At 64.1% G+C, this 25,873-nt stretch carries 15 protein-coding genes and 1 riboswitch; of the genes, 8 read left to right on the top strand and 7 right to left on the bottom strand.

The window, feature by feature from the left end; all coding sequences use genetic code 11:
• The first annotated feature begins 62 nt into the window (after positions 1-62).
• Complete coding sequence (locus tag AC54AG_RS27960; RefSeq protein ID WP_496632578.1) at positions 63-890, top strand: class I SAM-dependent methyltransferase; 828 nt, start codon at positions 63-65, stop codon at positions 888-890.
• A gap of 59 nt (positions 891-949) precedes the next feature.
• On the opposite strand, the gene AC54AG_RS27955 is transcribed toward AC54AG_RS27960, so the two are convergent.
• The 4 genes from AC54AG_RS27955 to AC54AG_RS27940 all read right to left on the bottom strand — a co-directional run bounded on the left by AC54AG_RS27955 (position 950) and on the right by AC54AG_RS27940 (position 7,456).
• On the bottom strand, positions 950-1,144 hold the full coding sequence (locus AC54AG_RS27955; RefSeq protein ID WP_046682096.1) for a hypothetical protein: 195 nt from the start codon (positions 1,142-1,144) through the stop codon (positions 950-952).
• A gap of 292 nt (positions 1,145-1,436) precedes the next feature.
• A complete protein-coding gene (locus AC54AG_RS27950) occupies positions 1,437-3,074 on the bottom strand; it encodes a serine hydrolase (RefSeq protein WP_496632576.1) in 1,638 nt (545 codons plus the stop codon).
• Positions 3,075-3,096: 22 nt separating this feature from the next.
• Entirely contained in the window at positions 3,097-4,956 is a 1,860-nt protein-coding gene (locus AC54AG_RS27945) for a M1 family metallopeptidase (protein ID WP_496632574.1), read from the bottom strand.
• A gap of 118 nt (positions 4,957-5,074) precedes the next feature.
• Positions 5,075-7,456, bottom strand: a complete 2,382-nt coding sequence (locus AC54AG_RS27940) for a M1 family aminopeptidase (RefSeq protein ID WP_496632572.1) — start codon at positions 7,454-7,456, stop codon at positions 5,075-5,077.
• Between the two features lie 145 nt (positions 7,457-7,601).
• Positions 7,602-7,771: riboswitch (yybP-ykoY riboswitch) on the top strand.
• Between the two features lie 21 nt (positions 7,772-7,792).
• Between AC54AG_RS27940 and AC54AG_RS27935 the strand changes: the two genes are divergently transcribed.
• Positions 7,793-8,368 carry a TMEM165/GDT1 family protein gene (locus AC54AG_RS27935; protein WP_319992121.1) on the top strand — a complete coding sequence of 192 codons (576 nt, stop codon included), beginning with the start codon at positions 7,793-7,795 and terminating at the stop codon, positions 8,366-8,368.
• A 112-nt stretch (positions 8,369-8,480) separates the two neighbouring features.
• Positions 8,481-8,702 carry a hypothetical protein gene (locus AC54AG_RS27930; RefSeq protein ID WP_034753159.1) on the top strand — a complete coding sequence of 74 codons (222 nt, stop codon included), beginning with the start codon at positions 8,481-8,483 and terminating at the stop codon, positions 8,700-8,702.
• On the opposite strand, the gene AC54AG_RS27925 is transcribed toward AC54AG_RS27930, so the two are convergent.
• On the bottom strand, positions 8,699-17,326 hold the full coding sequence (locus AC54AG_RS27925) for a glycoside hydrolase family 94 protein (protein ID WP_496632599.1): 8,628 nt from the start codon (positions 17,324-17,326) through the stop codon (positions 8,699-8,701). The two genes, AC54AG_RS27930 and AC54AG_RS27925, sit on opposite strands and share 4 nt — an antisense overlap.
• 406 nt (positions 17,327-17,732) lie before the next feature.
• Positions 17,733-19,760 (bottom strand): aminotransferase class V-fold PLP-dependent enzyme, encoded by a 2,028-nt coding sequence (locus tag AC54AG_RS27920; protein WP_496632570.1) that lies wholly within the window; start codon positions 19,758-19,760, stop codon positions 17,733-17,735.
• Positions 19,761-19,911: 151 nt separating this feature from the next.
• On the opposite strand from AC54AG_RS27920, the gene AC54AG_RS27915 reads away from it, so the two are divergent.
• Both AC54AG_RS27915 and AC54AG_RS27910 read left to right on the top strand, forming a co-directional pair.
• A complete protein-coding gene (locus AC54AG_RS27915; protein ID WP_034753155.1) occupies positions 19,912-20,409 on the top strand; it encodes an Lrp/AsnC family transcriptional regulator in 498 nt (165 codons plus the stop codon).
• A 141-nt stretch (positions 20,410-20,550) separates the two neighbouring features.
• Entirely contained in the window at positions 20,551-22,527 is a 1,977-nt protein-coding gene (locus AC54AG_RS27910) for a methyl-accepting chemotaxis protein (protein ID WP_496632568.1), read from the top strand.
• A 9-nt stretch (positions 22,528-22,536) separates the two neighbouring features.
• On the opposite strand, the gene AC54AG_RS27905 is transcribed toward AC54AG_RS27910, so the two are convergent.
• Positions 22,537-23,037: a thioredoxin family protein gene (locus tag AC54AG_RS27905; RefSeq protein ID WP_034753151.1), complete on the bottom strand. Its 501-nt coding sequence runs from the start codon at positions 23,035-23,037 to the stop codon at positions 22,537-22,539.
• Positions 23,038-23,191: 154 nt separating this feature from the next.
• On the opposite strand from AC54AG_RS27905, the gene AC54AG_RS27900 reads away from it, so the two are divergent.
• From AC54AG_RS27900 to AC54AG_RS27890, 3 genes are all read left to right on the top strand, one after another.
• A complete protein-coding gene (locus AC54AG_RS27900) occupies positions 23,192-23,482 on the top strand; it encodes a DUF3349 domain-containing protein (RefSeq protein WP_257620619.1) in 291 nt (96 codons plus the stop codon).
• 80 nt (positions 23,483-23,562) lie between these two features.
• Positions 23,563-24,729, top strand: coding sequence for an HPP family protein (locus tag AC54AG_RS27895; protein ID WP_219330253.1), 1,167 nt, complete (start codon positions 23,563-23,565; stop codon positions 24,727-24,729).
• Positions 24,726-25,823, top strand: a complete 1,098-nt coding sequence (locus AC54AG_RS27890; protein ID WP_496632566.1) for a M48 family metallopeptidase — start codon at positions 24,726-24,728, stop codon at positions 25,821-25,823. The genes AC54AG_RS27895 and AC54AG_RS27890 overlap by 4 nt, the downstream gene beginning before the upstream one ends.
• Positions 25,824-25,873: the final 50 nt, after the last annotated feature.

Genomic DNA, 25,873 nt, shown 5'->3' with positions numbered 1-25,873 from the left:
GGCGTTGATGGCGATCGCCACCAATTCACCAACCGATCCAATCACGCATGGAGCAAATGATGATGAAGCGAGTATCCCTGGCTGCGGCCCTGACGGTCATGCTGGCCTGTGGCGGCAGCGGCGCGGCACTGGCCGCCGACACGGGCGACGCGGCCCTGAAAGCGGCCATCGCCGGCAGCGCGCGCACACCAGCCAACGCGCTGCGCGACAGCGCCCGCCACCCGTATGAAACGCTGACGTTCTTCGGCATCAAGCCGACGATGACGGTGGTGGAACTGGCGCCCGGCGGCGGCTGGTACACGGAAATCCTGGCGCCCTACCTGCGCGACAACGGCAAGCTGATTGCCGCCGGCAACGACCCGCAGTCAAGCAGCGAAGGCGCTCGCCGCGGCGCGGCGCGCTTCCAGCAAAAACTCGACGCCAATCCCACCGCCTTCGGCAAGGTGGACATCGGCGCCTTTGCGCCACCCACCACCTACCGTATCGCGCCCAAGGGCACGGCCGACATGGTACTCACCTTCCGCAATATCCACAACTGGATACCGATCGGCGAAGCGGGCATGCAGACCCTGTTCAAGGAAGTGTATGACAGCCTGAAACCGGGCGGCGTGTTCGGCGTCGTCGAGCACCGCCTGCCGGCGAACAAGGCGCAGGATGCCACGGCCAGCAGCGGCTACATGCACGAAGCGTATGTGATCAAGCTGGCCGAAGGCGCAGGTTTCAAACTGGCGGCCAAGTCGGAGATCAACGCCAATCCGAAAGACACGGCGGACCACCAGGGGGGCGTCTGGGCGCTGCCGCCCACCTACGCCAACAAGGATGTGGACCGGGCCAAGTACACGGCCACCGGCGAGAGCGACCGCATGACCCTGAAGTTCGTCAAGCCATAAAAAGCAAACGGCGGCGTGCCACTCCGGCGCGCCGCCCGATCCCGGATTCGAATGCCGCCTTACAGGTGGATGCCGTAGACGCCGCACAGGCGCTTGACCAGGGTGCAGGCGTTGGCATCGCCGTCCGTCACGCAGGCGGTATAGGCTTCCTCGCAGGTTTCACGCGTTGGCAAGGCAAACGCGGAAGAACTGATGGCGCCGGCAAAACCGACGGCGGCGCAAAAGACAAATACGGCTTTTTTCACATTGATCATTTTTATCCCATTCCCCAAAGTTGAGTCGTTATAAAAAACACTGGAAGACAAAGACGTCAGCCGCCAGAAAGCATCTGTCGACAGACGAATTTCATGGCGCACGGAAATAGTACCACCTTGAAAAGTTAGTAAATACGCAAACAAGAAAACAAGATAACGTTTCTTTTTCGCCCCATTTCATGGAATAAAAACCGGCCCGCCGACCTCCTGCCGCGCATTTGCATGGCAACGGGCGAAAAAAAACCGCAGCACAGGCTGCGGTTCTGGTATCGACCCTTTATGTATCGACCCTTTATTTCTTCGCTTCCTTCGGTTTCACCGGCACCAGGCTCAGGTCTTGGAAGTCGTAGCTGAAATCCGTCTCGGCCGACACGGGCGCCATCTTCACCCGGTCGATGCTGCCATCGGGATTGAGCGAGAACGTCACGTAGGCGTCCGCGTTGAAGTTACGCTCTTTCCAGCGCACGATGAAGGTGTCGTGCTGCCAGTGTTCCAGCTCGCCCGTCAGGTCCGGCGTGCGCGTGAAGCTGAGGATATGTTTTTTCCCCTCGGTCTTGATGATGACCTTGCCGTACCAGGCATCCTCGTACTCGCCGTCGTACGCCGCCAGCGGCAGCGATGGCTGCGATCTGGCCGCGCGCGCGCTCGACGCCTTGCCCTGCTTTTTCACTTCTTCCGCATGCTGGTCCTGCTCCACCTTGGCCACCAGCGCCAGCCAGTCCGACGGCGCCGCCTGCAGGTAATGGTCGAGGATGCGCCATTGCAGCGCCGTCATGGAACCGCCATTTTCCGCATTGGTCAGAATGGCCACGCCCAGCTTCGCTTCCGGCACCATCACCACGCGTGAATAAAAGCCCTGCAGCGCGCCGCCGTGCATGGCCACCTTCATGCCCTTGTAGTCGCGCAGCTGGAAGCCCAGGCCATACGCGCTGAAATTCGGTTTCGTCGCGGCCAGCGCCGGCTTCGGTTCAGAAATCTTGATCGGCGTTTGCGCCGTCCACATTTCGCGTCCCTGCTTTTCGCTGAACAGGCGCGCGTCCTTGCCATCCTTGTCCTTCACGCCGGCGATCTTGCCGCCGTCGAGCAGCACCATCATCCACTTGGCGATATCTTCCGCATTCGTGTTGATGCCGACGGCGCCCACGGCATTCGGCACGGGCATCGATTTGACGGCGGCGATCTTGCCGTCGATCTTGCTGTGCGCATTGGCGACGTCGGGATTGCCCGCGTTCTCCGCCAGGCTGGTGGTGGTGCCCGTCATGCCCAGCGGCGCCAGGATGCGCTCATGCATAGCCTCGCCCCAGCTTTTCCCCGCCTTGTCGGCGATGATCTTGCCGGCTACGATGTACAGCAGGTTATCGTAGGCATAGCTGTTGCGAAAACTCGTGGCCGGACGGATGTAGCGCAGCTTCTCGATGATCTCGTCGGTGCTGAAGGTCGTCGTCGGCCACCACAGCAAGTCGCCGGCGCCCAGGCCCAGGCCGCTGCGGTGCGTCAGCAAATCGCGGATGGTCATGGCGCCCGTCACGTAGGAATCGTGCATCTGGAAGCCGGGCAAATGCTTGGTAACGGGATCGTCCCAGGCCAGCTTGCCCTCGTCGACCAGCATGGCCAGCGCGGCGGCCGTGAAGCCTTTCGAGTTCGATGCCACTTCGAACACGGTCTTCGCATCGACGGCGGCCGGCTCGCCCAGCTTGCGCACGCCAAAGCCCCTGGCGGTGATGACTTTACCGTCCTTGACGATGGCGATCGCCATGCCGGGCACGTCGAACACTTTCAGGGCGGTGGCGACGTCGCGCTCAAGATCGAAGGCCGGCGCGGGCACCGGTGCGGCGGCGACAACGGGGGCCGCGTCAAGGGCCAGCGCCGGCATGGCGATGCCGGAAAACGCCAGCACGATGGCGGCGGCGAGGCGGTTCATGGTATGCATGGTCAGGATGTCCAAAGAAGGTTCAATGCGCTTGCGCGGCCATCAATTTGTCGACGCTTTCCTGCGTCACCGGGTGGTAGCGTTCGCGCGCCTTCGCATACACGTCCTTGGCCCACGCATGGCCTTGCGGCGTCTTCATCAGGGCGCTGTACAGGGGCACGACGAACTTCTGGCGGCCCACGCTCATAAGGAATGCCTGCAAGGGCTGCTGCACGTCGTAGCCGGCGTTCACGGAGGCCAGGTAGAAGCGGTACGCCACTTCATTGTTGCCGCTCTTGCCCACACCGTAGACCTGGTCCAGCTCACGCAATTGCGCCGCGCTGGCCTTGTTGTTGATGTCGTTCAGGAAGTGCATCGATTCGATGGCGATCCACTTGTCCATGCCCAGGTCTTTCGTCGGCAATGTGCCTTTCAACCAGGCGTCGCGGTGCTGGTCGAGCAGCGCCAGGCGCGGCGAGACGACGCGCTGCGCGCTGGCCGGAACGCCCGTGCCATACAGCCATTCATCGAGTTCCGCTTCCGGCATCACGGCCGGATGCTGCGCCAGCAGGTTCTTGCGCAGGTAGGTGATGAACTGCTCCGTCGTCACGCTCTGGAACGCGTGCTGGTCGAACCAGCCGCGCAGGAAAGGATCGAACACGGCGCGGCCGGCACGGCGCTCCATGGTGGCCAGGAACCAGGCGCCTTTCGGATAGATGATGCCGTCGTCCGTGTACGTTTCGGCCGGGTTGGCGTCCGCGTCGCGCGTGATCAGCGCCGTTTTCGCGGCCGGCAGTTCGCGGATCGCAGCGGCCAGTTCTTCCTGGTCGACCTGCACGCCCATCTGCGCCACTTCGCTGCCATACAGCTGCTCGACGATGCGCGTGGTGACGTAGGTGGTGAAGCCTTCGTTGAGCCACATGTGCTTCCACGAGGCGTTGGTGACCAGGTTGCCCGACCACGAGTGGGCCAGTTCATGCGCGATCAGGTCGACCAGGCTGCGGTCGCCCGCGATCATGGTCGGCGTGAGGAAGGTCAGGCGCGGGTTTTCCATGCCGCCATAGGGGAACGACGGTGGCAGCACGATCATGTCGTAGCGTCCCCAGCCATATGGACCGTACAGCGCTTCGGCTGCCTGGATCATCTTTTCCGTGTCGGCCAGCTCGTATTCGGCCGCCTTGATGCGCGGCGGTTCCGCATACACGGCGGAGCGGGGACCGAGTTTGCGCACTTCCAATTCGCCGATGGCAATGGCCAGCAGGTACGATGGAATCGGCTGCGGCATCCTGAATTTCCAGCCGCCCTTGCCCGTCGCCTTTTCGTCGTTCTCGGCGCTCATCACGACGCGCATGCCCGCTGGCGCATCGATGCGCGCGCTATACGTAAAACGCACGGCCGGCGTATCTTGCGACGGTACCCACGAGCGGGCGTTGATGCTTTGCGACTGGCTGAACATGAAAGGCAGCTTGCCCGACATGGTCTGCTGCGGCGTGAGCCACTGCAGCGCGATGGCGTTCGGCGCCGTGTGATAGTAGACGCGCACTTTGCCCGGCTGGCCCGTGGTGGTGATGCGCAGCGCCTGGCCCTTTTCCGGATCGGCCTTGTCCAGCTGGTACGGCGCCATCTGCCAGGCGCCGCGCTTGTCCTGCACCTGCACCTTGGCGATCGACAAATCGCGCGTATCGAGCACCAGGGTGCGCGCCACCGGATCGATCCAGTTCAAGGACAGTTCGGCATAGCCGGAGAGCGTCTTTTGCTTGAAGTCCGCTTTCAGGTCCAGCTGCAGGTCGCGCGTGCGCACCTGGTCGTAGCGCGCATAGCTGAGGGGGTCGGCGTGCGCGGCCAGGGTTAGCTGGCAAAGGAGCGCACAGCCCAGCGCGCGCAGGAAGGTCAAAGTTTGCATGGTCGTCTTTTGAATGATTTGCGAAAGCCCCGGTCCGTGTGCGCCGGGGCGTCGCGCAGAATAGCACTTCCGGCGCGGGCCGGCAGAAAAAAGCGCCGGACTGGCCGGCGCTGTTTCCCTATTTTGCTTCCTGCTTGGCCTCGGGCGCCTTCAGCGGCGTATTAAAATCCTTCATCAGGTTGTTCTTGTCGCGGTCCTGCTTGAACAGCTCGAGGCGCGATGGCGTGATTTTTCTCGGCCAGGCGTTGTTGCTGGTGTCGATGTCGGCCGTCTCCCAGTACGGGTCCTGCACCAGCGCCACCATCGGCTCGTCCGTGACGATCACCTTGCTGATCTTGTGCGGCGCATAGCGCCACACTTCGGCCGGCACGCGCTCGATGATCTTCTTGCCGCTTTTCAGTTCGATTTCCAGGATCAAGGGCATCACCAGGCCGCCGAGATTCGAAAAGTCGACCAGGTACAAGTGCTTGCCCATGTTGCGCTGTTCCAGCAGCTTCCTCTCCCACGGCTCCAGCCCCTCCTGCTCTTCCGCATAGCTGTTGCGGTCCTTGTTGGTGACCGTGAAGTCATCGTGCCGGTTATAGAAATCCTTCAGTGCGGGATCGATGTCGACCTTCTTCGGCAGCGCCTTGTTGCGCTGGTCCGAAATCGAGATGGGCTGCGCGTCTTTCTGCGCCTTCTTCCACGCTTTCTCGATTTCCGGATTCTTCGTACTCACGCCATATTCGCTGATGCCGTCGATGCTGATGTCGACCGCATCGGTCGTATAGAACCAGCCGCGCCAGAACCAGTCCAGGTCCGTGCCGGACGCGTCTTCCATGGTGCGGAAAAAGTCGGCTGGCGTCGGGCGCTTGAACTTCCAGCGCAGCGCGTACTGCTTGAAGGCGAAGTCGAACAGTTCGCGCCCGAGGATGGTCTCGCGCAGGATGTTGAGCGCCGTGGCCGGCTTGTCGTAGGCGTTCGCCGTGAACTGCAGCAAGGACTCGGAATTGGTCATGATGGGCACCTGGTTCTGGCTGCGCATGTAGTCGACGATCTTGCGCGGCTCGCCATTCCACGACGGGAAATGCTCTTCCCACGCCTGCTCGGCCAGGTACTGCAGGAAGGAATTGAGGCCCTCGTCCATCCACGTCCACTGGCGCTCGTCCGAGTTGACGATCATGGGGAAATAATTGTGGCCCACTTCGTGAATGATCACGCCGATCAGATCATATTTTGCCGTCTTCGAATACGTGAGCTCCCCCGTCTTCTTGTCCTTCATGGGGCGCCCGCCATTGAACGCAATCATCGGGTACTCCATGCCGCCCACGGCGCCGTTGACGGAAATCGCGTTCGGATACGGATAGTCGAAACTGTATTTGTTGTACTGCTCGATCGCGTGCACGACGGCGCGCGTGCTGTACTGCTGCCACAGCGGATTGCCTTCGTTCGGGTAATACGACATCGCCATCACGCGCTTGCCGCCGCTGTCCAGGCCCTGCGCATCCCAGATGAACTTGCGGCTCGAGGCCCACGCCACGTCGCGCACATTGGCCGCCTTGAAGTGCCAGGTTTTCATCCCCGCAGCCTTGCCTTTTTCCGCCGCCAGCGCTTCCTGCAGCGTGATCACCAGCAGCGGCGTGTTGCTGTTTTTCGCCCGCGCCAAGCGCTCGCGCTGCGCCGCGCTCAGTACGGCCGCAGGATTTTGCAGTTCGCCCGTGGCCGCCACCACGTGGTCGCCCGGCACCGTCAGGTACAGCTCGTAGTCGCCAAACTCCAGCGTGAATTCGCCGGAGCCGAGGAACTGCTTGTGCTGCCAGCCGGCGGCGTCGTAATACGCGGCCATGCGCGGGAACCACTGCGCGATCTGGAAGATCGTGTTCTTGTCGTCTTCAAAATACTCGTAGCCGGAGCGCTCGACGAGCACCTTCTGGTCATTGATCCGATACGACCAGTCGATATTGAACGTGACGCTCTGGCCGGGCGCCAGCGCCACCGGCAGATCGATCCGCAGCATGGTCTGGTTGACCACATACGGCAGCGGCTTGCCGTTGGCCGCTTTCACGGCGGTGAGCTTGAAGCCGCCGTCAAATTCGCGCCCGGCATGGATGGCGCGCAAGTCCTCAAATTTCAGCGCCTCGTCTTCGTTGCCACTGAGCCAGGCCTGGCGCGATGGCGCACTCAGTACGCGGCGCTGGTCGGCATCCTGGCGCAAGCCATTCTGGTCCAGCTGCAGCCACAAATAGGCCAGGCTGTCGGGCGAGCGGTTGTGATAGGTGATCTGCTCGCTGGCCGTGATGGCGCGGCGTTCCTCATCGAGCGTGGCGCGGATCACGTAATCGGCGCGCTGCTGCCAGTAGGCGTGGCCCGGCGCGCCGGACGCCGTGCGGTAGGCATTCGGCGTGGGCAGCAGCTCTTCCAGCTGGCGGAACTTGTCGTCGAAGGGCGCCGCGGCGCACAATCCGGACAAGGGAGCAAACAAGGTCAAACACAAGGCAAGCAAGCGGACAAGGACCGGCATGGCGCATTCCATCTGGGAGTCGTGGACAGAACTGCATTCTAAGTCGAGTCTGTTTGCAATCGGTCATTGTTGTCGAAGTCCCACACACCGGGCCGCGCCCCACCCCGGCGCTACTGGCGCCGGCGCGGGCATTGGCGTATGATGCGCCTCGAACATTGGGGAGTAGTCGTCCCGCGGTCCTGCCGCGGGAACCTGTATCAACATGATTGGCCCGCAGGCCATGGTGCAGGTGGTTGCAGAACTTGACGAGACCATTGATCCAGGGCGGCCGCATGGGCCGGAGTCGCCCGTGGATCATTGGTTAATTCGTCCGGCCCGCGTACCTCTTGCAATCTCATGGAAGCATTCCTCATCTCCACCGGCATCGTCGGTCTCGCTGAAATCGGCGATAAAACCCAACTCCTGGCCTTTCTGCTGGCCGCCAAATTTCGTAAACCCCTGCCCATCGTGCTGGCCATTTTCGTCGCCACCATCGCCAACCACGCGTTCGCCGCCGCCGTCGGCGCCTGGATCACCAGCATGCTGGGGCCCGACGTGCTGCGCTGGGTACTGGGCGTGTCGTTCCTGGCCATGGCCGCCTGGACGCTGATCCCCGACAAGCTCGATGAAGACGAAACGAAGCTGGCCAAATACGGCGTCTTCCTGACCACCCTGATCGCCTTCTTCATGGCGGAAATGGGCGACAAGACGCAGGTGGCGACCGTGGCGCTGGCGGCGCGCTACCACGACATTGTTTCCGTCGTGCTGGGCACCACGTTCGGCATGATGCTGGCCAACGTGCCGGCCGTCTACCTGGGAGACAGGATCGCCAACCGTGTATCGCTGCGCCTCGTGCACGGCATCGCGGCGCTGGTGTTTGCCGTGCTGGGCGTGGCCACCCTGCTGGGTGCAGGCGCCGCCCTGGGTTTATGAGACAGTCTTGGATAATTTCTCATTTACAATATTCATGTCCATAATTACAATGTCGGCGACATGAATACCGGCGCGCCGATCCCAACGGCCGGTGCGCTTTCTTGAGGAATGTATGTATTTGAATGGAAAAATGGCGGCGCTGTGCCTGGCCGCTTGCGCCAGCCAGCCTGCCGCCGCCACGGCGGCAGCCTTGAACTACCACCAGCAGACGGCAACGCAGTCCGCGCCCGAAGTGCGCACGCGCGACCTGCTGCTGTTTGGCGCCGGCCTGATCCTGCTGGCCGGCCGGCGCCGTCCCGAACACGATGCTTGGCAAGTACGTGGGCAAGACTAAACCAGCAGCAGCACCGCATACTCGCGGCCCTCGTCGCGCAGGGCGATGCTGTTGCCGCCCTGCGTGACGCCATCGAGCGACAGTCCCGCAGGCCGCCCCTGCGCCTGCTCCACCGTGATGGCGTAGCTGCTGGCGCCGAAGCGGTAATGCAGCTTGAAGCTGCGCCACTCGGCCGGCATCATCGGTGCCATGCGCAGCACGTTCGCTTCGCGCGTCAAGCCGAGCAGGGATTCGACGATCAGGCGGTACAGCCAGCCCGACGATCCCGTGTACCAGCTCCAGCCGCCCCGTCCCACGTGCGGCGCCACGGCATACACGTCGGCCGTCACCACGTACGGCTCCACCTTGTAGCGCGCCACCGCCTGCGCGTCTGCGCCATGGCGCACGGGACTGATCATGCGCAGCAGTTCCCATGCCTTTTCGCCATCGCCCATGCGGGCAAACGCCATCGCCGTCCAGATGGCCGCATGCGTGTACTGGCCGCCGTTCTCGCGCACGCCCGGCACATAGCCGCGGATGTAGCCGGGATTGAGGTCGGCTTTGTCGAACGGCGGATCGAGCAGCTGGATCACCCCGGAATCACGGCGCACGAGGCGCGCATCGACCTGGCGCATGGCGCCGGCGACCCGCTCCTTGTTGGCGGCGCCCGACAGCACGCCCCAGCTTTGCGAAATCGAATCGATCTGGCATTCCTCGTTCGTGTGCGAACCCAAGGGCGTGCCATCGTCGAAATACGCGCGCCGGTACCACTCGCCATCCCACGCATGTTCCTCGACGTTGGCCGCCAGTTTCACGGCTTCGTCGCGGCAGAACTGGGCGAACGCAGCGTCGCCGCGCAGCATGGCCACCTCGGCAAAGCGCTGCAGCACTTCGTACAGGAAGAAGGCCAGCCACACGCTCTCGCCCTTGCCATGCTCTCCCACCTTGTCCATGCCGTCGTTCCAGTCGCAGGAACCGATCAGCGGCAAGCCGTGCACGCCCAGGCGCAGGCCATGGCGGATGGCGCGCACGCAATGCTCGTACAGGTCGGCCGACTCGCCCGAGCGCACGGGCAAGTCGTAGTAGGAATCCTCTTCCGGCTTGACGGCGCGGCCCTCGATGAAGGGCGCCACTTCCGACAGCACGTTGACGTCGCCCGTGGCTATCACATAGCGGCAGGCGGCCAGTGGCAGCCACAGGTAGTCGTCGGAGCAGTGCGTGCGCACGCCGCGGTCCGATGGCGGATGCCACCAGTGCTGCACGTCGCCTTCGACAAACTGGTGCGCCGCGCACAACAGCAAGTGCTTGCGCAGCAGCTGCGGCGCCGTGTGTATCATCGCCATCGCGTCTTGCAGCTGGTCGCGGAAACCGTAGGCGCCGCCCGACTGGTAATAGCCGCTGCGCGCCCACAGGCGGCAGGCGATGGTCTGGTACATCAGCCAGCCATTGGCGATCACGTCGAGCGACGGGTCGGGCGTCTCGATGCGCACGGCGCCCAGGGTGCTGTCCCAGTGCGCACGCACGGCGTCGAGCGTAGCGCGCGCCGCTTCCTTGCCCGCATGGCGCTGCACCATGGTGCTGGCGTCGGCATTGCGGCGCCCGCCCACGCCGAGGATAAAGACGATTTCGCGCTCCTGCCCAGGCTGCAATTCAAACGGCACCTGGATGGCGGCACACTGGTCCAGTCCCGTGCCCGCCTTGCCTGACAGGCGCACGCGGCGCAGCGCTGCCGGCTGCGCCAGGCTGCCGTTGCGGCCAATGAATTCATTGCGGTCGCAGGTGATGGAACGGATACTGGCATCCGTATTGAAGAAGCCGACCCGGCCCGAAAACTCCGTGTTGTAGTTATTGCGCGCAAACAGGGCGCCGCTGATCGTGTCGACCTCGGTGGCCACATGCATGCCGGACTTGGCGCGCAGGTCGGCCATCACCCATTCCACATAGCCGGTAACGGACAGGCGGCGCGGCACGCCGCTGTCGTTGCGCACCTTGATCACCGAATATTTGACGGCCGCGTCCAGCGCCACATAGGTGCACAATTCCGTGGCGATACCGCCTTCGCTGTGTTCGAAAATGCTGTAGCCGAAACCGTGGCGCGTCACGTAGTCGCCGCTGCCGCGCGCCGGCAGTGACGTGGGCGACCAGAACTGGCCGCTTTGCTCGTCGCGCACATAGAACGCTTCGCCGGACAGGTCGGAAACAGGGTCGTTCTGCCACGGCGTGAGGCGGAATTCATGCGCATTCTCACTCCACGTGTACGCCTGGCCCGCTTCGGACACCACCGTGCCGAATTGCGCGTTGGCCAGCACGTTCGACCACGGCGCCGGCGTCTGCTTGCCTTCTGCCGTGGTGATCACGTATTCGCGGCCGTCGGGTGTAAAACCGCCGAGGCCATTTTCCAGGATCAACTGGCGCTCTGGCGCCCGGTGCGGCACGCCGCCCTGTTCGCGGGCCGGGTCCTGCAGCAGCGGCGGCATGCGCAGCACGGGGCTCGGCGGGCGCTTGACCTGCTCGGCCAGAGTGCCGCGCAAGTCGCTGATGATGGCGCGCGCCACCGATTGCAGCAAGATGCGGTCTTCGTTGGCGATCTGCTCGGCCAGGCGCACGAAGATGCCGCCCGGACGGTCGATCGCCTGCGCATCGATGCCCGAGGCGATCAAGCCCATGATCTGGTCGTGCAGCAGCTGGCGGTAGCCCGACTGCTCTTCGTACCAGATCACCAGGTCGACGATCAATCCTTTCAGGCGCCAATAGGCATGCGCCTGCACCATCTGGCGCGCCAGCTCGATATTGGCCGCGTCGCGTATCTGCAGCAGCACGATGGGCAGGTCGCCGGAAATGGCATACGCCCACAGGCCGGACTGGCCGCGCTGGTTCTTGATCAGGATGCTGGCCTCAGCGCGCAGGGCCGCATTCGGATAGATCACGGCGTTGGCCAGGCGCGCATACAGCTGCGCGTCCGCTTCGCTGGCGTTCAACTGGCGCAGCACCACCTGGCTGTGCGTCCAGGCCAGTTCGAACACGCGGTCGGCCAGATGGCGGTCCTGGTATTTGTCGATCAGGTGCAAGGCCGCATCGCGCTGTTCGGCCATGCCGGTGACGCTGTCGACGGTGACGGCCTGGTCGGGTTCGAGCGTGATGACATAGCGGATGGCCACGATGGGGTCGAGCACGGAACCGTGGCCGCCACTGAGCGGGCCACTTTCCTGCAGCGCCTGCGGCAGCTGCGCCGTATTGCCACGGCCGATGAAGCGCGCGCGGTCCGTCTCGAACGATACTTCGTAGCGCTCGATATCGTGCACGGTCATCACATGCAGCAGCCACGGCATCTGCTCCTCTTTCGAGCGGGGCCGGCGCGTGCATAAAATCGCCTTTTCATGCGCGAGGATTTCCGTCTGCACGAACAGTTTGCTGAACGCCGGATGGGCCGCATCGGCCGCCGCCGGCGCCATCACCACTTCGGCAAAACTGGTGATCTCGATGCGCCGCTGGCGGTTCGAATTATTGCTGATGCGCGTACGCCGGATTTCAATGTCGTCTTCCGGCGAGACGACGATTTCCGTGTACAGGTCGAGGCCATGGTCGGCGCGGCGGAACTCGGCCCGGCCCTCGGAGAAAATCACTTCGTATTTCTTCGGCTCGGCCAACGTGGGCTGGTACATGGTGGACCAGACTTCGCCATCATCGAGGTCGCGCAGATAGCAGAAATTGCCCCAGTTATCGCGCGTGCTGTCCTCGCGCCAGCGCGTGACGGACAGGTCTTTCCAGCGGCTGTAGCTGCCGCCCGCATTGCTCACCATGACGTGGTAGCGGCCATTCGACAGCAGCTGCGTTTCCGGCACGGCGCTGTTGGCTTGCGTGAGGATGCGCATCGGCATGGCCTGCTCGGGCGCGCCGCTGCGCAGCACCGCCAGTTCGGCCGTGTTCGAGTAAAACGCGCCCGCCTGCGGCGTGCGTTCCTGCAGCACCAGCAAGGCCGATTGCAGCAGCGGATCGGACTCGAAACGGCGCTGCATCGGGCGGTCGTGCAGCAGGTAGCTGAGGGCCAGAAAGCCCATGCCCTGGTGGTGCACCATGAAGGAGCGGATGATGGCGCTGCCCTGTCCGCGCGGCAGGCGCGCCGTGGTGAAATCGATCGCTTCAAAAAAGCCGTAGCGCCCCATGTAGCCGGCCGCCTGCATGCGCTGCAGGTTCTGGCACGACGCTTCCGGCTGCACCATCAGGCCCATCATGCTGGCGTACGGCGCCACCACCAAGTCGTCGGCCAGGCCCCGCTTCAAGCCCAGCCCCGGCACGCCGAAGGCACGGTATTGGTAGTTCAAACTGGCGTCGACCGTGTTGTAGCCGGACTCGGAAATCCCCCATGGCACGTCGCGCTGGCGCCCGTAATCGATCTGCGCCTCGATGACGGAATGGTAGGTCTGGTCGAGCAAGGTGTTCGGGTAGTTCGGCATCACCAGCAGCGGCATCAGGTACTCGAACATCGAGCCGCTCCACGACAGCAGCACGGGCTGGCCGGCCACCATGCACAGCTGGCGGCCCAGGGCGAACCAGTGCTCCTGCGGCAGCTGGCCCTGGGCGATGGCGATGAAGCTGGCCAGGCGCACTTCGGAAGCGAGCAAATCGTAGTAGCTGGGGTCCAAACGCCGTTCGCTGACGTTGTAGCCGATGGCCAGCAGTTTTGTCGACGGGTTGTACAGGAAGCCGTATTCGATCTGCGCGAAGTCGCGCGCCTGGCCCGCCGCGTGGGCGATGTCGCGCATGTGGCGACCCGCCTGTTCGCGGCCCTGCGCCAGCAAGGCGGCCAGCTCCGAAGGCAGGCCTTCCGGCGTTTCCAGGTTGGCCAGTTCACGCAGGGTCGGTACGCGCAGCCACGCCGCATCGACACCCGCCTGCGCCGCCCACGGCACCAGTTGCAGCAATTCAGCCAGCGCCGCGCGGCACTGGCGCGCCAGCGCACCCGCCCACATCGACAGCTCGCCATCCTCGCTTTGCAAGGTCAGCGACAGCAGCGCGTCGGCCGCGCCATTCGCAGCACTCAGGTAGGCATGCCATTCGGCCAGGCTGGTCGGTGCGGCCTGCGCCTGCAGCAGGGTCATGCTGTCGCGCATGGCCTTGCCCTCGCCTTCGGCGGCGATGAATTCCTGCAGCACCTGCGCCGTCGTGCGGATGCCCTGCACCACTTGCGCGCCGATGATCGGGGCGTCATACAGCTCCACCAGTCCCGGCTGCAAGGTCAGCAGATGGCCGGCCAGGTTGCCGCTGTCAACCGTCGAGATGTACATGGGCTGCAGCGCCTTCAGGGTCTGCGTGTCGTACCAGTTATAGAAATGGCCCTGGAAGCGTTCCAGTTCGCCCATGCTGTGCAAGGTGGCGCGGCTGCGCTCGATCAACTGGCCCAGGGTCAGATAGCCGAAATCGTAGGCCGTCAGGTTGGCCAGCAACGCCAGGCCGATATTCGTCGGCGAGGTACGGTGCGCCACCACGAGGTTCGGGTGTTCCTGCATGTTATCGGGCGGCAGCCAGTGGTCGTCCGGCCCGACGAAGGTATCGAAATAGGCCCAGGTCTTGCGCGCCACGCCATGCAGGAAACGTCCCTGCTCGGCCGACAGGCGCGCCACGGCCCGCTCGATGGGGCGGCTGATCCACCAGGCGATGGCGGGCGCGGCCAGCCACAAGAGCAGCACCACGGCGGCGGCGGGCAAGGCTTCCGGACGCCAGTACAGCAAGGCGCCGAAGGTGGCCAGCGCCAGCGCGGGCGAGCACCACATGGCGCGCCAGCTGTCGGCCTGCGAACCTGACGACACATGCAGGTTCGAAGCGCGCCAGTCGAGCAAATGCTTGTGCGACACGCCCAGGCGCCACAGGGTGCGGACGATGGCATCGAGGCTGATCCACGCTTCGTACGGCAGGAAGACGAGGGTCAGCATGGCGTGCGAAAACTGCACGCCGCAGCGCCGCTCGAACGCGGCCAGGTGCTGGCGCCAGAGGGTGTCGCGCGGCTTGCGCAGCAGATCGTACAGGGCCGAAAAGACGGGCGGCAGGAAGATGATGGCCAGCACGGCCGCGCTCCAGAAGGCCACATGCGGCAGGAAGCCCCATACCAGCAGCAGCGACACGGTGGTCGCGGGCGCGACGACGCTGCGGCGCAGATTGTCGAACAGCTTCCAGCGCGACAGCATCGACAAGGGATTGCGTTCGCGCTTGCCGGCGCGGCCCGGCACACGGCCCAGCAGCCAGCCGACCAGTTGCCAGTCGCCGCGGATCCAGCGCTGGCGGCGGCTCACGTCGGCGTCGTAGCGGGCCGGATATTCCTCGTACAGCTGCGAGTCGCTCAAGAGGCCCGCGCGCAGATAACAGCCTTCCAGCAGATCGTGGCTGAGGATTTTATTATCGGGCAGGCGCTGGCCCAGCACGCGCTCGAACATGTCGAGATCGTAGATGCCCTTGCCGATGAACGAGCCTTCATAAAACACGTCCTGGTACAGGTCGGAGACGGTGCGCGTATACGGGTCGATGCCCGGTTCGCCGCCGCACAGCAGCTCGTAGCGCGAGGCGTTCGCGCTGGGCAGCGCCACGGCCACACGCGGCTGCAGGATGCCGTAGCCGGCCACGACGCGCGTGCCGGCCGCGTCGAGCACGGGGCGGTTCAGCGGGTGCATCATGGTGGCGATGAATTCGCGCGCCGCGTCGCGCGGCAGCTGCGTATCGGTGTCGAGCGTGATCACGTATTTGATCGTGCGCAGGCCGCGCAACTCGCCTTCCACCAGCGAGAATTTGTCGCGCGCGCCGCCGCGCAAGAACGCGTGCAGGTCGGACAATTTTCCGCGCTTGCGCTCCTGCCCCATCCACGCATTCTGCTGCGAATTCCACAGGCGCGGACGGTGCAGCAGCAGGAACGGTCCCACATGGCCCAGCTCCTCGGGATCGGCAGGGTCCCCGTTTTCCTTGAATTCGACGCCCTCCACGCGGTATTTCTCGTTCAGGATGCGGATGGTCTCCTGCGCCTGGCGCAGCAGGGCTTCGTCGCCCGGCATCGTTTGCGCCTCGGCGTCGACGAAGTCCGTCAGCAGGCAGAAACGCAGGTTCGGGTCGCGGTTGGCGAGATAACGCACTTCCAGCGCCTCGCACAGGGCCGCCACGTTTTCCTCGCTGTAGATCAGGGTCGGCACGACAACGATGCCGCGCGCGTCCGACGGAATGCCGGCCTGGTAATCCATGCGCGGCAGCGGGTGCGGCGACGTCATCAGGGTCGCCAGCCAGTTCACCACGGCCACGGCCAGCTGGCTGCTGCCCAGCAGCGCCAGCGCGCCCAGCGCCGCCAGGGGCCAGCCCTGCACGCCATGGCGCACGGCGCGCTCGAGCAGCAAGGCGCTCGTCGCCAGGGTCAGGAAGCAGATGGCGCCCAGGTAGACGGCCAGCGGCGCGGCGCGCGCCGTATGCTGCAGCGCCTCGACGAAGGGCAGCTTCGCGCCTGCCTGTTTTTCCAGTACCAGCACGCCGCGCCCCACCAGGTAGAAGCCGATGTGGCCGCGGCGCGCGTCATTGCCGTTGCCGTGCGTGTGCGCCAGCTGCACCACCATCTCGGCCACTTCCACTTCGCTGCGCGCGCTGCGCCTGGCGATGCGTTCGATGGCGTGGCGGTAGCTGTCGCGCGTGGCGAAATCCATCAATCCATACGTGCCGGCCGGATCGAGGCGCAAGGTCTGCTCGACCACGCTCATGGTCTCGACGAATTCCTGCCAATCCATGGTGCCGAGAAAACGCAGGCTGCCGATGCTGTTGGCGATCGATACCTGGTCGGCCGCCTGCTGCCCGATTTCGGACTGGATCTGCTGCTCAATGGTGAGGCCCGACTCGGCCAGCTTGTGCGTCAGCCACGACAGCGCCAGGGTCAGCGAGGAACTTTGTCCCTGCAGGCGGCGCGACAATTCGGCCACGAAGGCGCTGGTCATCGGCGGATTCGACCGGGCCATGTCGGCCACCAGCAGGATCAAGCCGCTGGGATTGCGCTCGGCGATCTCCGTCATCTGGTCGGCCCAGGTATTGGCCAGGTCGCGCTGCATGCGGTCGTCGGCCACGCGCACGGCCACACGGCGCAGGTTTTCGATCAGGGCCAGGCGCAGCATGATGGGCACGGCCCACAGTTCACCCAGGGTCAGGGTGGCCACATCCTGGTAAGCCTCGACGAAGTGGCACAGGTTTTCCAGGTCGACGCGGCCATCGCCGTGCGAGATGATTTCCAGCGCAATTTTATAGACGCGCGGGCAGCCGGCGTCGGGGCCCGACGTCAAGCGCGGCAGCTCCTTGCTGTAGTTCTTCGGCAAATGGCGCCGCGTGGTGCGGATCTGCTCTTCGATCAGGTAAAAATTATCGAGCAGCCATTCCGAGGCGGGCGTGACCTGGCGTCCGCTTTTGACGGTCGCCGTCAGCTCGTTGACGGTGGCCGTGATCAGGGCCGCATTGTCGGCCAGGCGCGCCAACAGGCGGTCGCGGCCGTGATGCTTGCCCACCGCATGGCCGGTGGCCACGTGCTTGCCGTGGGCGGCCATCTGCATGGCGCTGAATAATTCGGAACGCAGGGGCAAGGCATCGTCGCGCGCGGCGTCGAAGGTGTCCGGTGCAAGGGAATGGTCGCGGAAGATTTCTTTAACTTTGGAAATCTGTTCCTTGATCTGCTGCGTGACAACTGCTGTGTACTCTTTCAACTTGGGCCTCGCTAGGTGCGCGCACACAGCCAGCGGCCGCCGTCACGCTGGCCCAGTCTGGAAGAACACGATCGGACACTGGCGAAGACGGAAAGCGAAGCGCCGGAGCGTTACGACGAATCTCAGGGTATAGGGAGATTTTCTGAACTTCATCGTAGGTGCGCCATCTGCGCAAGACCGTGCGCTAGCGTACATACATCACGTTTTAGGGACGTTTCAGCAAAGAAATTAGCCTGTTGAGCGGCAGAAAAATGCCGTCAGGAAATGAATGCAAGAAATGCGAGAGAAGCACCGTGCCAAAGATGGCACGGTGCAATATTTCAAGGAAGAAAGTTCAGACCGTTCAGGCCGCAATGGCCAGCGGGTGGCGCGTCGCCTCGGCCATCGCCATGCCGCCATTGAGTTGCCATGCCGCGCTGTGACCGAGGCGGCGCAGGCAGGCGCTAGCGCGCGCGCTGCGGTTGCCGCTGCGGCAGAAAAAGACCAGCGGGCGCTGCGGCTGCTGCAGCCACGCGGCCACCTGTCCCGCCAGGCGGCTCAGCGGTACGCTGCGCACCTCGCAGCCCTCGAACACCGTGCCGGCGCACGCCGCGTGTTCATACGCTTCGCGCACGTCGACGAGGATGGCGCCGGGATGCTGGCGCAGGAAGGCGGGCAAGGCGGCCGCATCGAGCTGCAGTTCGACAGCCAGCACGCTACCGTCCTGCACGGTGCGCACGGTAGCGCAAATGCTGCCGTCGTCGCCTGACGCGCACAGCACGGTATCCTGCGTCAGCAGTGCAGCATCCAGCAAGGGCGCCAGCGCTTCGGGCGTCAGGGCGCCGATGAAGGCGAAGCGCTGCCCCAGCAGATACACATGGTTTTCGCCGCATTCGACGCGGCGCAAACGCTGCTGGCCCAGCGCCAGCTCACCGTCGATATCGACGTGACCGACTTGTTCGATCTCGAGTTCCTGCAGCAGCGCCAGGCGCGCCACGCCATGGTCGGCTGGTGCCGCCGTGTGCACGATGGCGCGCAAGGCCAAGTGCTGGCAGCGGATGAAAGCGGCCAGGCGCGGCACGAGCGCGGCGACGGGATCGATGACGACGCAACTGGCGCTGGCAAGGTCGCTGAGCAGCCAGGTGCACTGGCCATCAACGCTGAGCTGGATCACGCCGTCCTGCGGCGATGGCGCCAGCGCGGACGGCAGCAGGCAGCTGCTGCGCAGCGCTTCGCCGCAGCGCTCGATGCGCGCACAGGCGGCCGTCACCGTCGCCGCGTCGATCAGGGGACCGAACGACAAACGGATGGCCGAGCTGGCACGCCATTGCGGCACGTGCATCGCTTCCAGCACATAGCTGGGAAGCGCCTTGGCGGCGGAACAGGCGCTGCCCGAGCTGACGCGCACGCGCGCCGCGTCGAACAGGTCGAGCAATTCCTTTGACGACAAACCGGGCACGGAAAAATTGAGCGTCGTCGACAAGGACAAGTCGAACGGCATATTGAACACGATGCCGGGGAAGGCACGTTCCAGGCTGGCCACCAGCTGCGCGCGGAACGCGGCCAGGTCGGCGTGGCTGCGGAAGGTCTTGCCATCGTCGAGCGCGGCCAGCACGGCGCCCAGCGCGGCGATGCCGGCCATGTTTTCCGTGCCCGAGCGCAAGCCCGCTTCCTGGCCGCCGCCCATCATCAACGGCGTAAATGGGGCGCCGGCGCGCACGTACAGCATGCCGATGCCCTTGGGCGCATACAGCTTGTGGCCGGAAAACGGTGCGTAATCGATGCGCGTGGCGGCCAGGTTCAGTTTCAGCTTGCCCAGCGCCTGCACGCAATCGACCATCCAGTAGGCATCGGCGCCGCGCTCCTGCAGCAGCTGGGCGATGGCGGACAAATCGCTGACGACGCCCGTTTCATTATTCGCCGCCATCGTGCACAGCATGGCCGCGTCGCCGATCAGCGCACCGAGTGCCTGCAGATCGTGGCGCCCCTGCGCATCGACGGGCAGCTTGCGCACTTCCAGGTTCAGGCCCAGCAGGCGATTCCAGTGCGCCAGGCTTTCCGGTACGGCCTTGTGCTCGGTCGCGCCATACAGCAGCAGGCTGCCGATGCGCTTGCCCGCATCGCGCCGTTCGCGCAACGCGCACAGGGCCGACAGCACGGCTGTCTGAATGCCTTCGGTGGCGCCGCTGTTGAACATCAGGCGGCCGTCGCCCACGCCCAGCAAGCGGGCGGCGCGCTGGCGCACGCCATCCATCATGGCCTTGGCCTGCAATCCCGTCGCGTGGGTGCTGCTGGGATTGCCATAGCCCTGCTCCATCGCCTGCTTGGCGGCGGCAACGGCGGCGGGCAGCACGCAAGTGGTGGCATTGCTGTCGAGGTAGATTTCTTTCATGATGGCAGTCTGAGTATTCTATAAAAGGGGCAGCGCAGGCGGCTGGAACATATGGATAGTCTACCGGCCCGCCCCCGTGAAGATATGCCAAACAATGCTGCAAATGATGTACCATGCAGCATGTTCATGCCATAAAAACTGGAATAGTAAAATGAATTCACCAAACGCCTCGCTCGACAAATTCGACTGCGCCATCCTGGCCGCCTTGCAGCAGGATGGCACCCTGTCGATCGCCGCCCTCAGCGAAAAAATCGGCTTGTCCAGCACGCCGTGCTGGAAGCGGGTCAAGCGCCTGGAAGAAGACGGCTATATCGAGAGCCGCGTGGCCATCGTGAACCGGCAAAAAGTGGGTTTGCCCGTGACCGTCTTCGTCAGCGTGCGCACGGGACAGCACGATGAAAAATGGCTGCGCCGCTTCGCCGCCGCCGTCATCGTCTTGCCCGAGGTACAGGAATTTCACCGCATGAGCGGCGACATCGATTACCTGCTGAAAGTCGTCACCACCGACATCAAGGGCTATGACACCTTCTACAAAAAGCTCATCAAGGCCGTGCAGCTGACGGGCGTGTCGTCCGCCTTTTCCATGGAGCAGATCAAGTGCAGCACGGAATTGCCGCTGGAATTGATCGCCCACGGCTTGCCTGCCTGAGATGATCGCACGTTGCTGCAATGCAACATAAATGAATGAAAAGCAGCAATGGTGCGATGGAAGACGCAGTGCGGCCGGTATACTGTCTGCTCGCCTGCCCGCTTTTCTGCTCATTCTGCAGGCCATCCTCCAAGGTCTTCCATGTCTCTGCTCCGCCGCCTCTCCATCCAGAAAAAACTCCTGTTCAGCATGGGCTTGTGCCTGCTGTTCTTCATGGCGATCTCGTCTTTCCTCAGCGTGCGCATGAGCAGCGATTACGTGCGCGAGCGCGTCGTCAGCCAGGAGTTGCCGGCGCAAGTGGGCGAGATCCGCAACGACGTGCTGCGCCAGATCAGCCAGCCCCTGTCCGTGGTGCAGACCATGGCCAACGATGTCTACCTGCAAGACTGGGAAGACGCGGGCTTGCCCGACAGCGGCATCGCCACCTTCCAGCGCTACGCCAAGGTCGTCAAGGAAAAGAACAAGGCCGCTTCGATCAACTGGGCCTCGGCCAGCACGGGCAAGTATTTCACCACGGAAGGCTTGCTGCGCACCCTGGACAAGAACCAGGCGGCCGACCAGTGGTTTTATGGCTTGCTGGCCGGCGACAAGGCCTACACGCTCGACATCGACAAGGCGGAAAACTCCAGCGACCTGATGCTGTACCTGAATGCGCGCGGCCAGACGGCGGGCGGCAAGCAGATCGCGGCCGGCCTGGGCCTGTCCATCAATGCGCTGGCTGACACCATCCGCAGCTACAAGATCGGCCAGACGGGCCATGTCTACCTGGCGCGCGCCAATGGCGTGCTGCTGGTGCACCGCGACACGGCCCTGGCCGACGGCAAGCATCAGCTCAAGGATCTGCCCGGCTTTAGCGATACCCTGAGCAAGAGCCTGTTGACGGGCAACAAATACGCATACGCCATCTACGACGCGCCTGCGGGACGCCAGTTCGTCGCCGCCTCTTTCGTGCCGGAATTGAATTTATACGTGATGGCGGAAGTGCCGGAAACGGAAGTGCTGGGCAATGTCACGCGTTCGGCCCTGCTTGCCGCCCTGATCGCCGGCCTCGTCGGTGGCGGCATCGCCCTGTGCATCATTTATGTCATCAGCCGCGCCATCGCGGCCCCCGTCGCGCGGGCGGCCGACATGCTCAGCGAAATCGCCAGCGGCAATGGCGACCTGAGCCGCCGCATGCCCGTCGAATCGGAAGACGAGGTCGGCGCGCTGGCCGCCGCCTTCAACCGCTTCGTCGCATCGCTGAACGTGACGATACGCGAAGTTCGCGACAGTACGGGCTCCATTGCCAGCGCATCGAGCCAGATCGCGTCGGGCAACCTGGACCTGTCGGCGCGCACGGAAGCCCAGGCGTCGAGCCTGGAAGAGACGGCGGCCGCCATGGAAGAACTGACGTCGACCGTGAAACAGAACGCGGACAATGCGCGCCAGGCCAATCAGCTGGTCGTGTCGGCCTCAAACCACGCCGTCAAGGGCGGTGAAGTGGTGGGACAAGTGGTGCAGACGATGGGCGCGATTACGGAAAGTTCACGCAAGATCGCCGATATTATCGGTGTGATCGACGGCATTGCCTTTCAAACCAATATCCTCGCCCTGAACGCGGCCGTCGAGGCAGCCCGTGCGGGCGAACAGGGCCGCGGCTTTGCTGTGGTGGCGACCGAGGTGCGCAACCTGGCGCAACGCTCGGCAGCGGCAGCGAAAGAAATCAAGGACTTGATCGTCGACTCGGGCAGCAAGGTCGAAGCGGGCAGCAAGCTGGTCGACTCGGCCGGCGCCACCATGCAGGACATCGTCGTCTCCGTGCAAAGGGTGGCCGACCTGATGGGAGAAATCGCCTCGGCCAGCCAGGAACAAAGCCAGGGCATCGCGCAAGTCAATGCCACCGTCACGCAGATGGATGACGCCACCCAGCAAAACGCGGCCCTCGTGGAAGAAGCGGCGGCGGCAGCCCAATCGTTGCAGGACCAGGCCGGCCGGCTGGCGCAAGTAGTCAGCGTGTTCAAGCTGGAAGAAACCGGGCATGCGGCGCAGCTACAGCCCCGGCAGCCGGCGCACAAGCCGGTGCTGCCCACGCCATCGCGCCCGGCAGCGCCGGCCAGCGATGCGTGGGAAGAGTTTTAAAGAAGACGCTTAAATCGCCGGCGCTTTCACGCTGGCCGCTTGCTTGAAGAAATCGTAGATGCCGCTCTCGCTCATGCGGCGGGCATTGGCCAGTTCGCCGCCCTTGGTGGCGTACAGCACCTGGTTATTGTCGCTCGAGACGAGCACGGCAGCGGGGATGCCTTTCTTGAGCGGATTGCCATAGGCTTGCGCCACGTCCAGGTTATGGTCGAAGTTACCCACGTCGACCTTGACGACCTTGAACTGCTGCTGCATCAATTCCGCGTTCTTGCCTTCCTTCAATGCCTTGTCGAGCGCACGGCAATCCTCGCACCAGTTGGCGCCAAAGATCAGCAAGACAGGTACGTGCGCCGCCTTCGCTTCGGCCAGCGCGCGGGCCACGTCGGCCTTGGCGTCGGCCGCCGCGTTGTACGGCAAGTGCGGCGTGGCGACGGGGTTAGCCGGTGTCGGCGCGGCGGCAACGGCGGTGCCGGCAAGCAGCAGGCTGGCAAGGAAAAGAGAAAAGCGCATGCGGGCTCCTGAAAAAAATCGTGAGGCCAGCTGAACAGCTGCCAGCTGGCGTGATTGTCTAGAATATGCCTGCTTATGGGAAATATCCACCATTTAATTGCACTGTGCTTATGCGGAAAAGGTATAAGCAACACCAAGGAGTAGCCGCTTGAGCATGCCAGATACCCTGCCCCCAACCTTGTCCGGCGCCGCTCGCATGCTGCGCAGCGCCTATCCCGCTGGCATTCCCGACTCGGCGTATTTCGCCGTATTGGCCCTGCTGTATGAACACTTTTCCGACTGCAACCTGGCCGAGCTGATGGCCGCTGTAATGGGCAAGGATGCGGCGGTGGTCCTCAATGACATCTATGCCTGCGCCAGCAGCAAACCGGCACCTTCCGCCATCGCGGCCTCCAGGAACTTGCTGGAGCAACACGGCTTGCAAGCAGTCTGTGCCGAAGATTGATGCCTGCAGGCAGCGAAATGGAACGCATGGGATAATATCGGGCTCACACTGAGCAACGCGATCCGAACGCGCCCTCCTCCATGACGACTTCTTTCCTGGCACGCTGGCTGCCGCAACCGAACAACGGCAGCCGCCGCGAACAATTACGTGCGTGTGCGGGCGCCATCTGCGGCTTGCTGCTGACAGGCCTGATCTGCCATTTCCTGCTGGCCCCCGACAGCGCCAGCGTCTACCTGATCGCGCCCATGGGCGCCTCTGCCGTATTGCTGTTCTGCCTGCCGGCCAGCCCGCTGGCGCAACCGTGGTCCGTGGTGGGCGGGAACGTCATCTCCGGCCTGGTCGGCATGGCCTGCGTGAAATGGCTGGGATCGAGCGTGGGCGTGGCGGCGCTGGCCGCCTGTCTGGCCATCGGCGCGATGTTTGCCCTGCGCTGTCTGCATCCGCCGGGCGGCGCCGTGGCGCTCACCACGGTGGTTGGCGGCGCCAGCGTGCATGCCGCCGGCTTTGAATTCGTCTTCATCACCGTGCTGTTCAATTCCGCTGTGCTGGTCGCTTGCGCCGTGCTGTACAACAACCTGACGGGGCGCCGCTACCCGCACATCCAGCAACTGGTGGCGCCGCATCCGCACGCCACCAAGGATGACGTGCCCAGCAACCGGCTGGGCTTTTCGCCCGATGACCTCGACGCCGTCCTGCGCCAGCACAGCGAAGTGCTCGACATCAGCCGCGACGATTTGCAAGCGATCTTCCTGCAAACGGAAATGCGCGCCTACCAGCGCCGCTTCGGCGTCGTCACCTGCGCCGACATCATGTCGAAAGACGTGCTCAGCGTGGAGTTCGGCACGCCGCTCGATGTTGCCTGGCGCACCATGCGCGAACACCAGGTGGGCGCCCTGCCCGTGCTGAACCGGGCGCGCCGCGTCATCGGCATTATCACGCAGACGGATTTCCTGCGCCATGGCGGCCTCGACGATTATCAGGGCATGCGCCAGCGCCTGCGCGGCCTGCTGCAACGCAGCGGCCTGTCCCATAGCGACAAGCCGGAAGTGGTGGGGCAGCTTATGACGCCGTCCCCGCACACGGCCCGCCTGGGCACGCCCATCATCGATCTGGTTCCCCTGATGGCCGACGCCGGCTATCACCATATTCCCATCCTCGACGATGAAGAGCGTCTGGCCGGCATCATCAGCCAGTCCGACCTGATGGCGGCCCTGTACGAAAGCCGCTTTGCCGAGGCGGCCGCATGACGCCATTCCAGGCACTGCTGAGCGGCCCCGACGGCGGCCCGGCGGGCACGGCCGTCAGCGCGCATTTTTTCGGCAGCCAGCTGGCTATCGATGCGCCCGGCCATGGTGTCGACGTGGCGCAACTGGTCGTCAGCGTAGGCGGCGTCGATGGGCCGGAACTGTTCCTGAACTGGCTCGACGAACAAGGACGGCAAGCCTCGCTGAAACCGCTGACGGCGAGCGACATCGCCATCGTCTTGCGCGAAGCGCCGGCCGCGCTGCAGCCGCAACTGCAGCGTTTGTGGGGCGAGCGCCAGCGCAACCGGCGGCAGGTGTCGGGCTGGCTGGCCGGTTTGACAGGCGCGGCCATCGTCGCGGCAGCTCTGCTGTGGTGGCAAGGCGGCCATGCCGTCGGCGCGCTGGCGGGATTCATCCCTTTGTCGACGGAAAAACAGCTGGGCGAACTGGCCCTGTCGCAAGTGCGCGCGCAGGGCGGCATCAGCGAAAGCGGCGTGGAGCAGCAGACGGTGCAGGAGATCGGCCGCAAGCTGACGGCCGGCTCGCGCTACCAGTACCGCTGGCTGATCAAGAACGACGACACGGTCAACGCGTTTGCCATGCCGGGGGGCATCATCGTCGTGCATATGGGCTTGCTGCGCCAGGCCGCCGACCCGGGCGAGTTGGCCGGCGTACTCGCGCATGAAGTGCAGCATGTGGAGCAGCGTCATTCGCTGCGGCAAATGATCAGCAGCCTGGGCTGGGGCGCCCTCGTGGGCGTGACCATCGGCGACATCAGCGCCGTGGCCGCCATGCTGGCGCACCAGGCCGGCACCTTGTATTTCAGCCGCGACATGGAAGAAGAGGCGGACCGTCTCGGTTTGCTCGCCTTGCAGCGCGCGCACATCCGTCCCGACGGCATGCTCAGCTTTTTCCAGAAGCTCGATGACAAGGACAAGGCCAAGGTACCCGGCTGGATTTCCTCGCACCCGCAAACGGCGGCGCGCGCGCAGCAGATCCGCAGCCTGATCGCCGCCACGCCCTGCCCTGCTTGCCTTCCCTTGAGCAGCAGCCACTGGCAAGCGATGAAAGCGGACCTGCCGCCTACGGCAAAATAGCAACATTCCTCTCGTACAATTTATCCAAACGTACTGGGCAATGGCGTATG

This window comes from Janthinobacterium sp. BCJ23 (assembly GCF_059617945.1).
This window is presented reverse-complemented; position numbering and strand designations above follow the sequence as displayed.

Coding starts and splice junctions, on each gene's coding strand:
- AC54AG_RS27915 (WP_034753155.1), top strand. CDS start 19,912: ATGAATTCACCAAACGCCTCGCTCGACAAATTCGACTGCGCCATCCTG.
- AC54AG_RS27945 (WP_496632574.1), bottom strand. CDS start 4,956: ATGCAAACTTTGACCTTCCTGCGCGCGCTGGGCTGTGCGCTCCTTTGC.
- AC54AG_RS27890 (WP_496632566.1), top strand. CDS start 24,726: ATGACGCCATTCCAGGCACTGCTGAGCGGCCCCGACGGCGGCCCGGCG.
- AC54AG_RS27940 (WP_496632572.1), bottom strand. CDS start 7,456: ATGCCGGTCCTTGTCCGCTTGCTTGCCTTGTGTTTGACCTTGTTTGCT.
- AC54AG_RS27900 (WP_257620619.1), top strand. CDS start 23,192: ATGCCAGATACCCTGCCCCCAACCTTGTCCGGCGCCGCTCGCATGCTG.
- AC54AG_RS27960 (WP_496632578.1), top strand. CDS start 63: ATGAAGCGAGTATCCCTGGCTGCGGCCCTGACGGTCATGCTGGCCTGT.
- AC54AG_RS27950 (WP_496632576.1), bottom strand. CDS start 3,074: ATGCATACCATGAACCGCCTCGCCGCCGCCATCGTGCTGGCGTTTTCC.
- AC54AG_RS27955 (WP_046682096.1), bottom strand. CDS start 1,144: ATGATCAATGTGAAAAAAGCCGTATTTGTCTTTTGCGCCGCCGTCGGT.
- AC54AG_RS27930 (WP_034753159.1), top strand. CDS start 8,481: ATGTATTTGAATGGAAAAATGGCGGCGCTGTGCCTGGCCGCTTGCGCC.
- AC54AG_RS27920 (WP_496632570.1), bottom strand. CDS start 19,760: ATGAAAGAAATCTACCTCGACAGCAATGCCACCACTTGCGTGCTGCCC.
- AC54AG_RS27905 (WP_034753151.1), bottom strand. CDS start 23,037: ATGCGCTTTTCTCTTTTCCTTGCCAGCCTGCTGCTTGCCGGCACCGCC.
- AC54AG_RS27910 (WP_496632568.1), top strand. CDS start 20,551: ATGTCTCTGCTCCGCCGCCTCTCCATCCAGAAAAAACTCCTGTTCAGC.
- AC54AG_RS27895 (WP_219330253.1), top strand. CDS start 23,563: ATGACGACTTCTTTCCTGGCACGCTGGCTGCCGCAACCGAACAACGGC.
- AC54AG_RS27935 (WP_319992121.1), top strand. CDS start 7,793: ATGGAAGCATTCCTCATCTCCACCGGCATCGTCGGTCTCGCTGAAATC.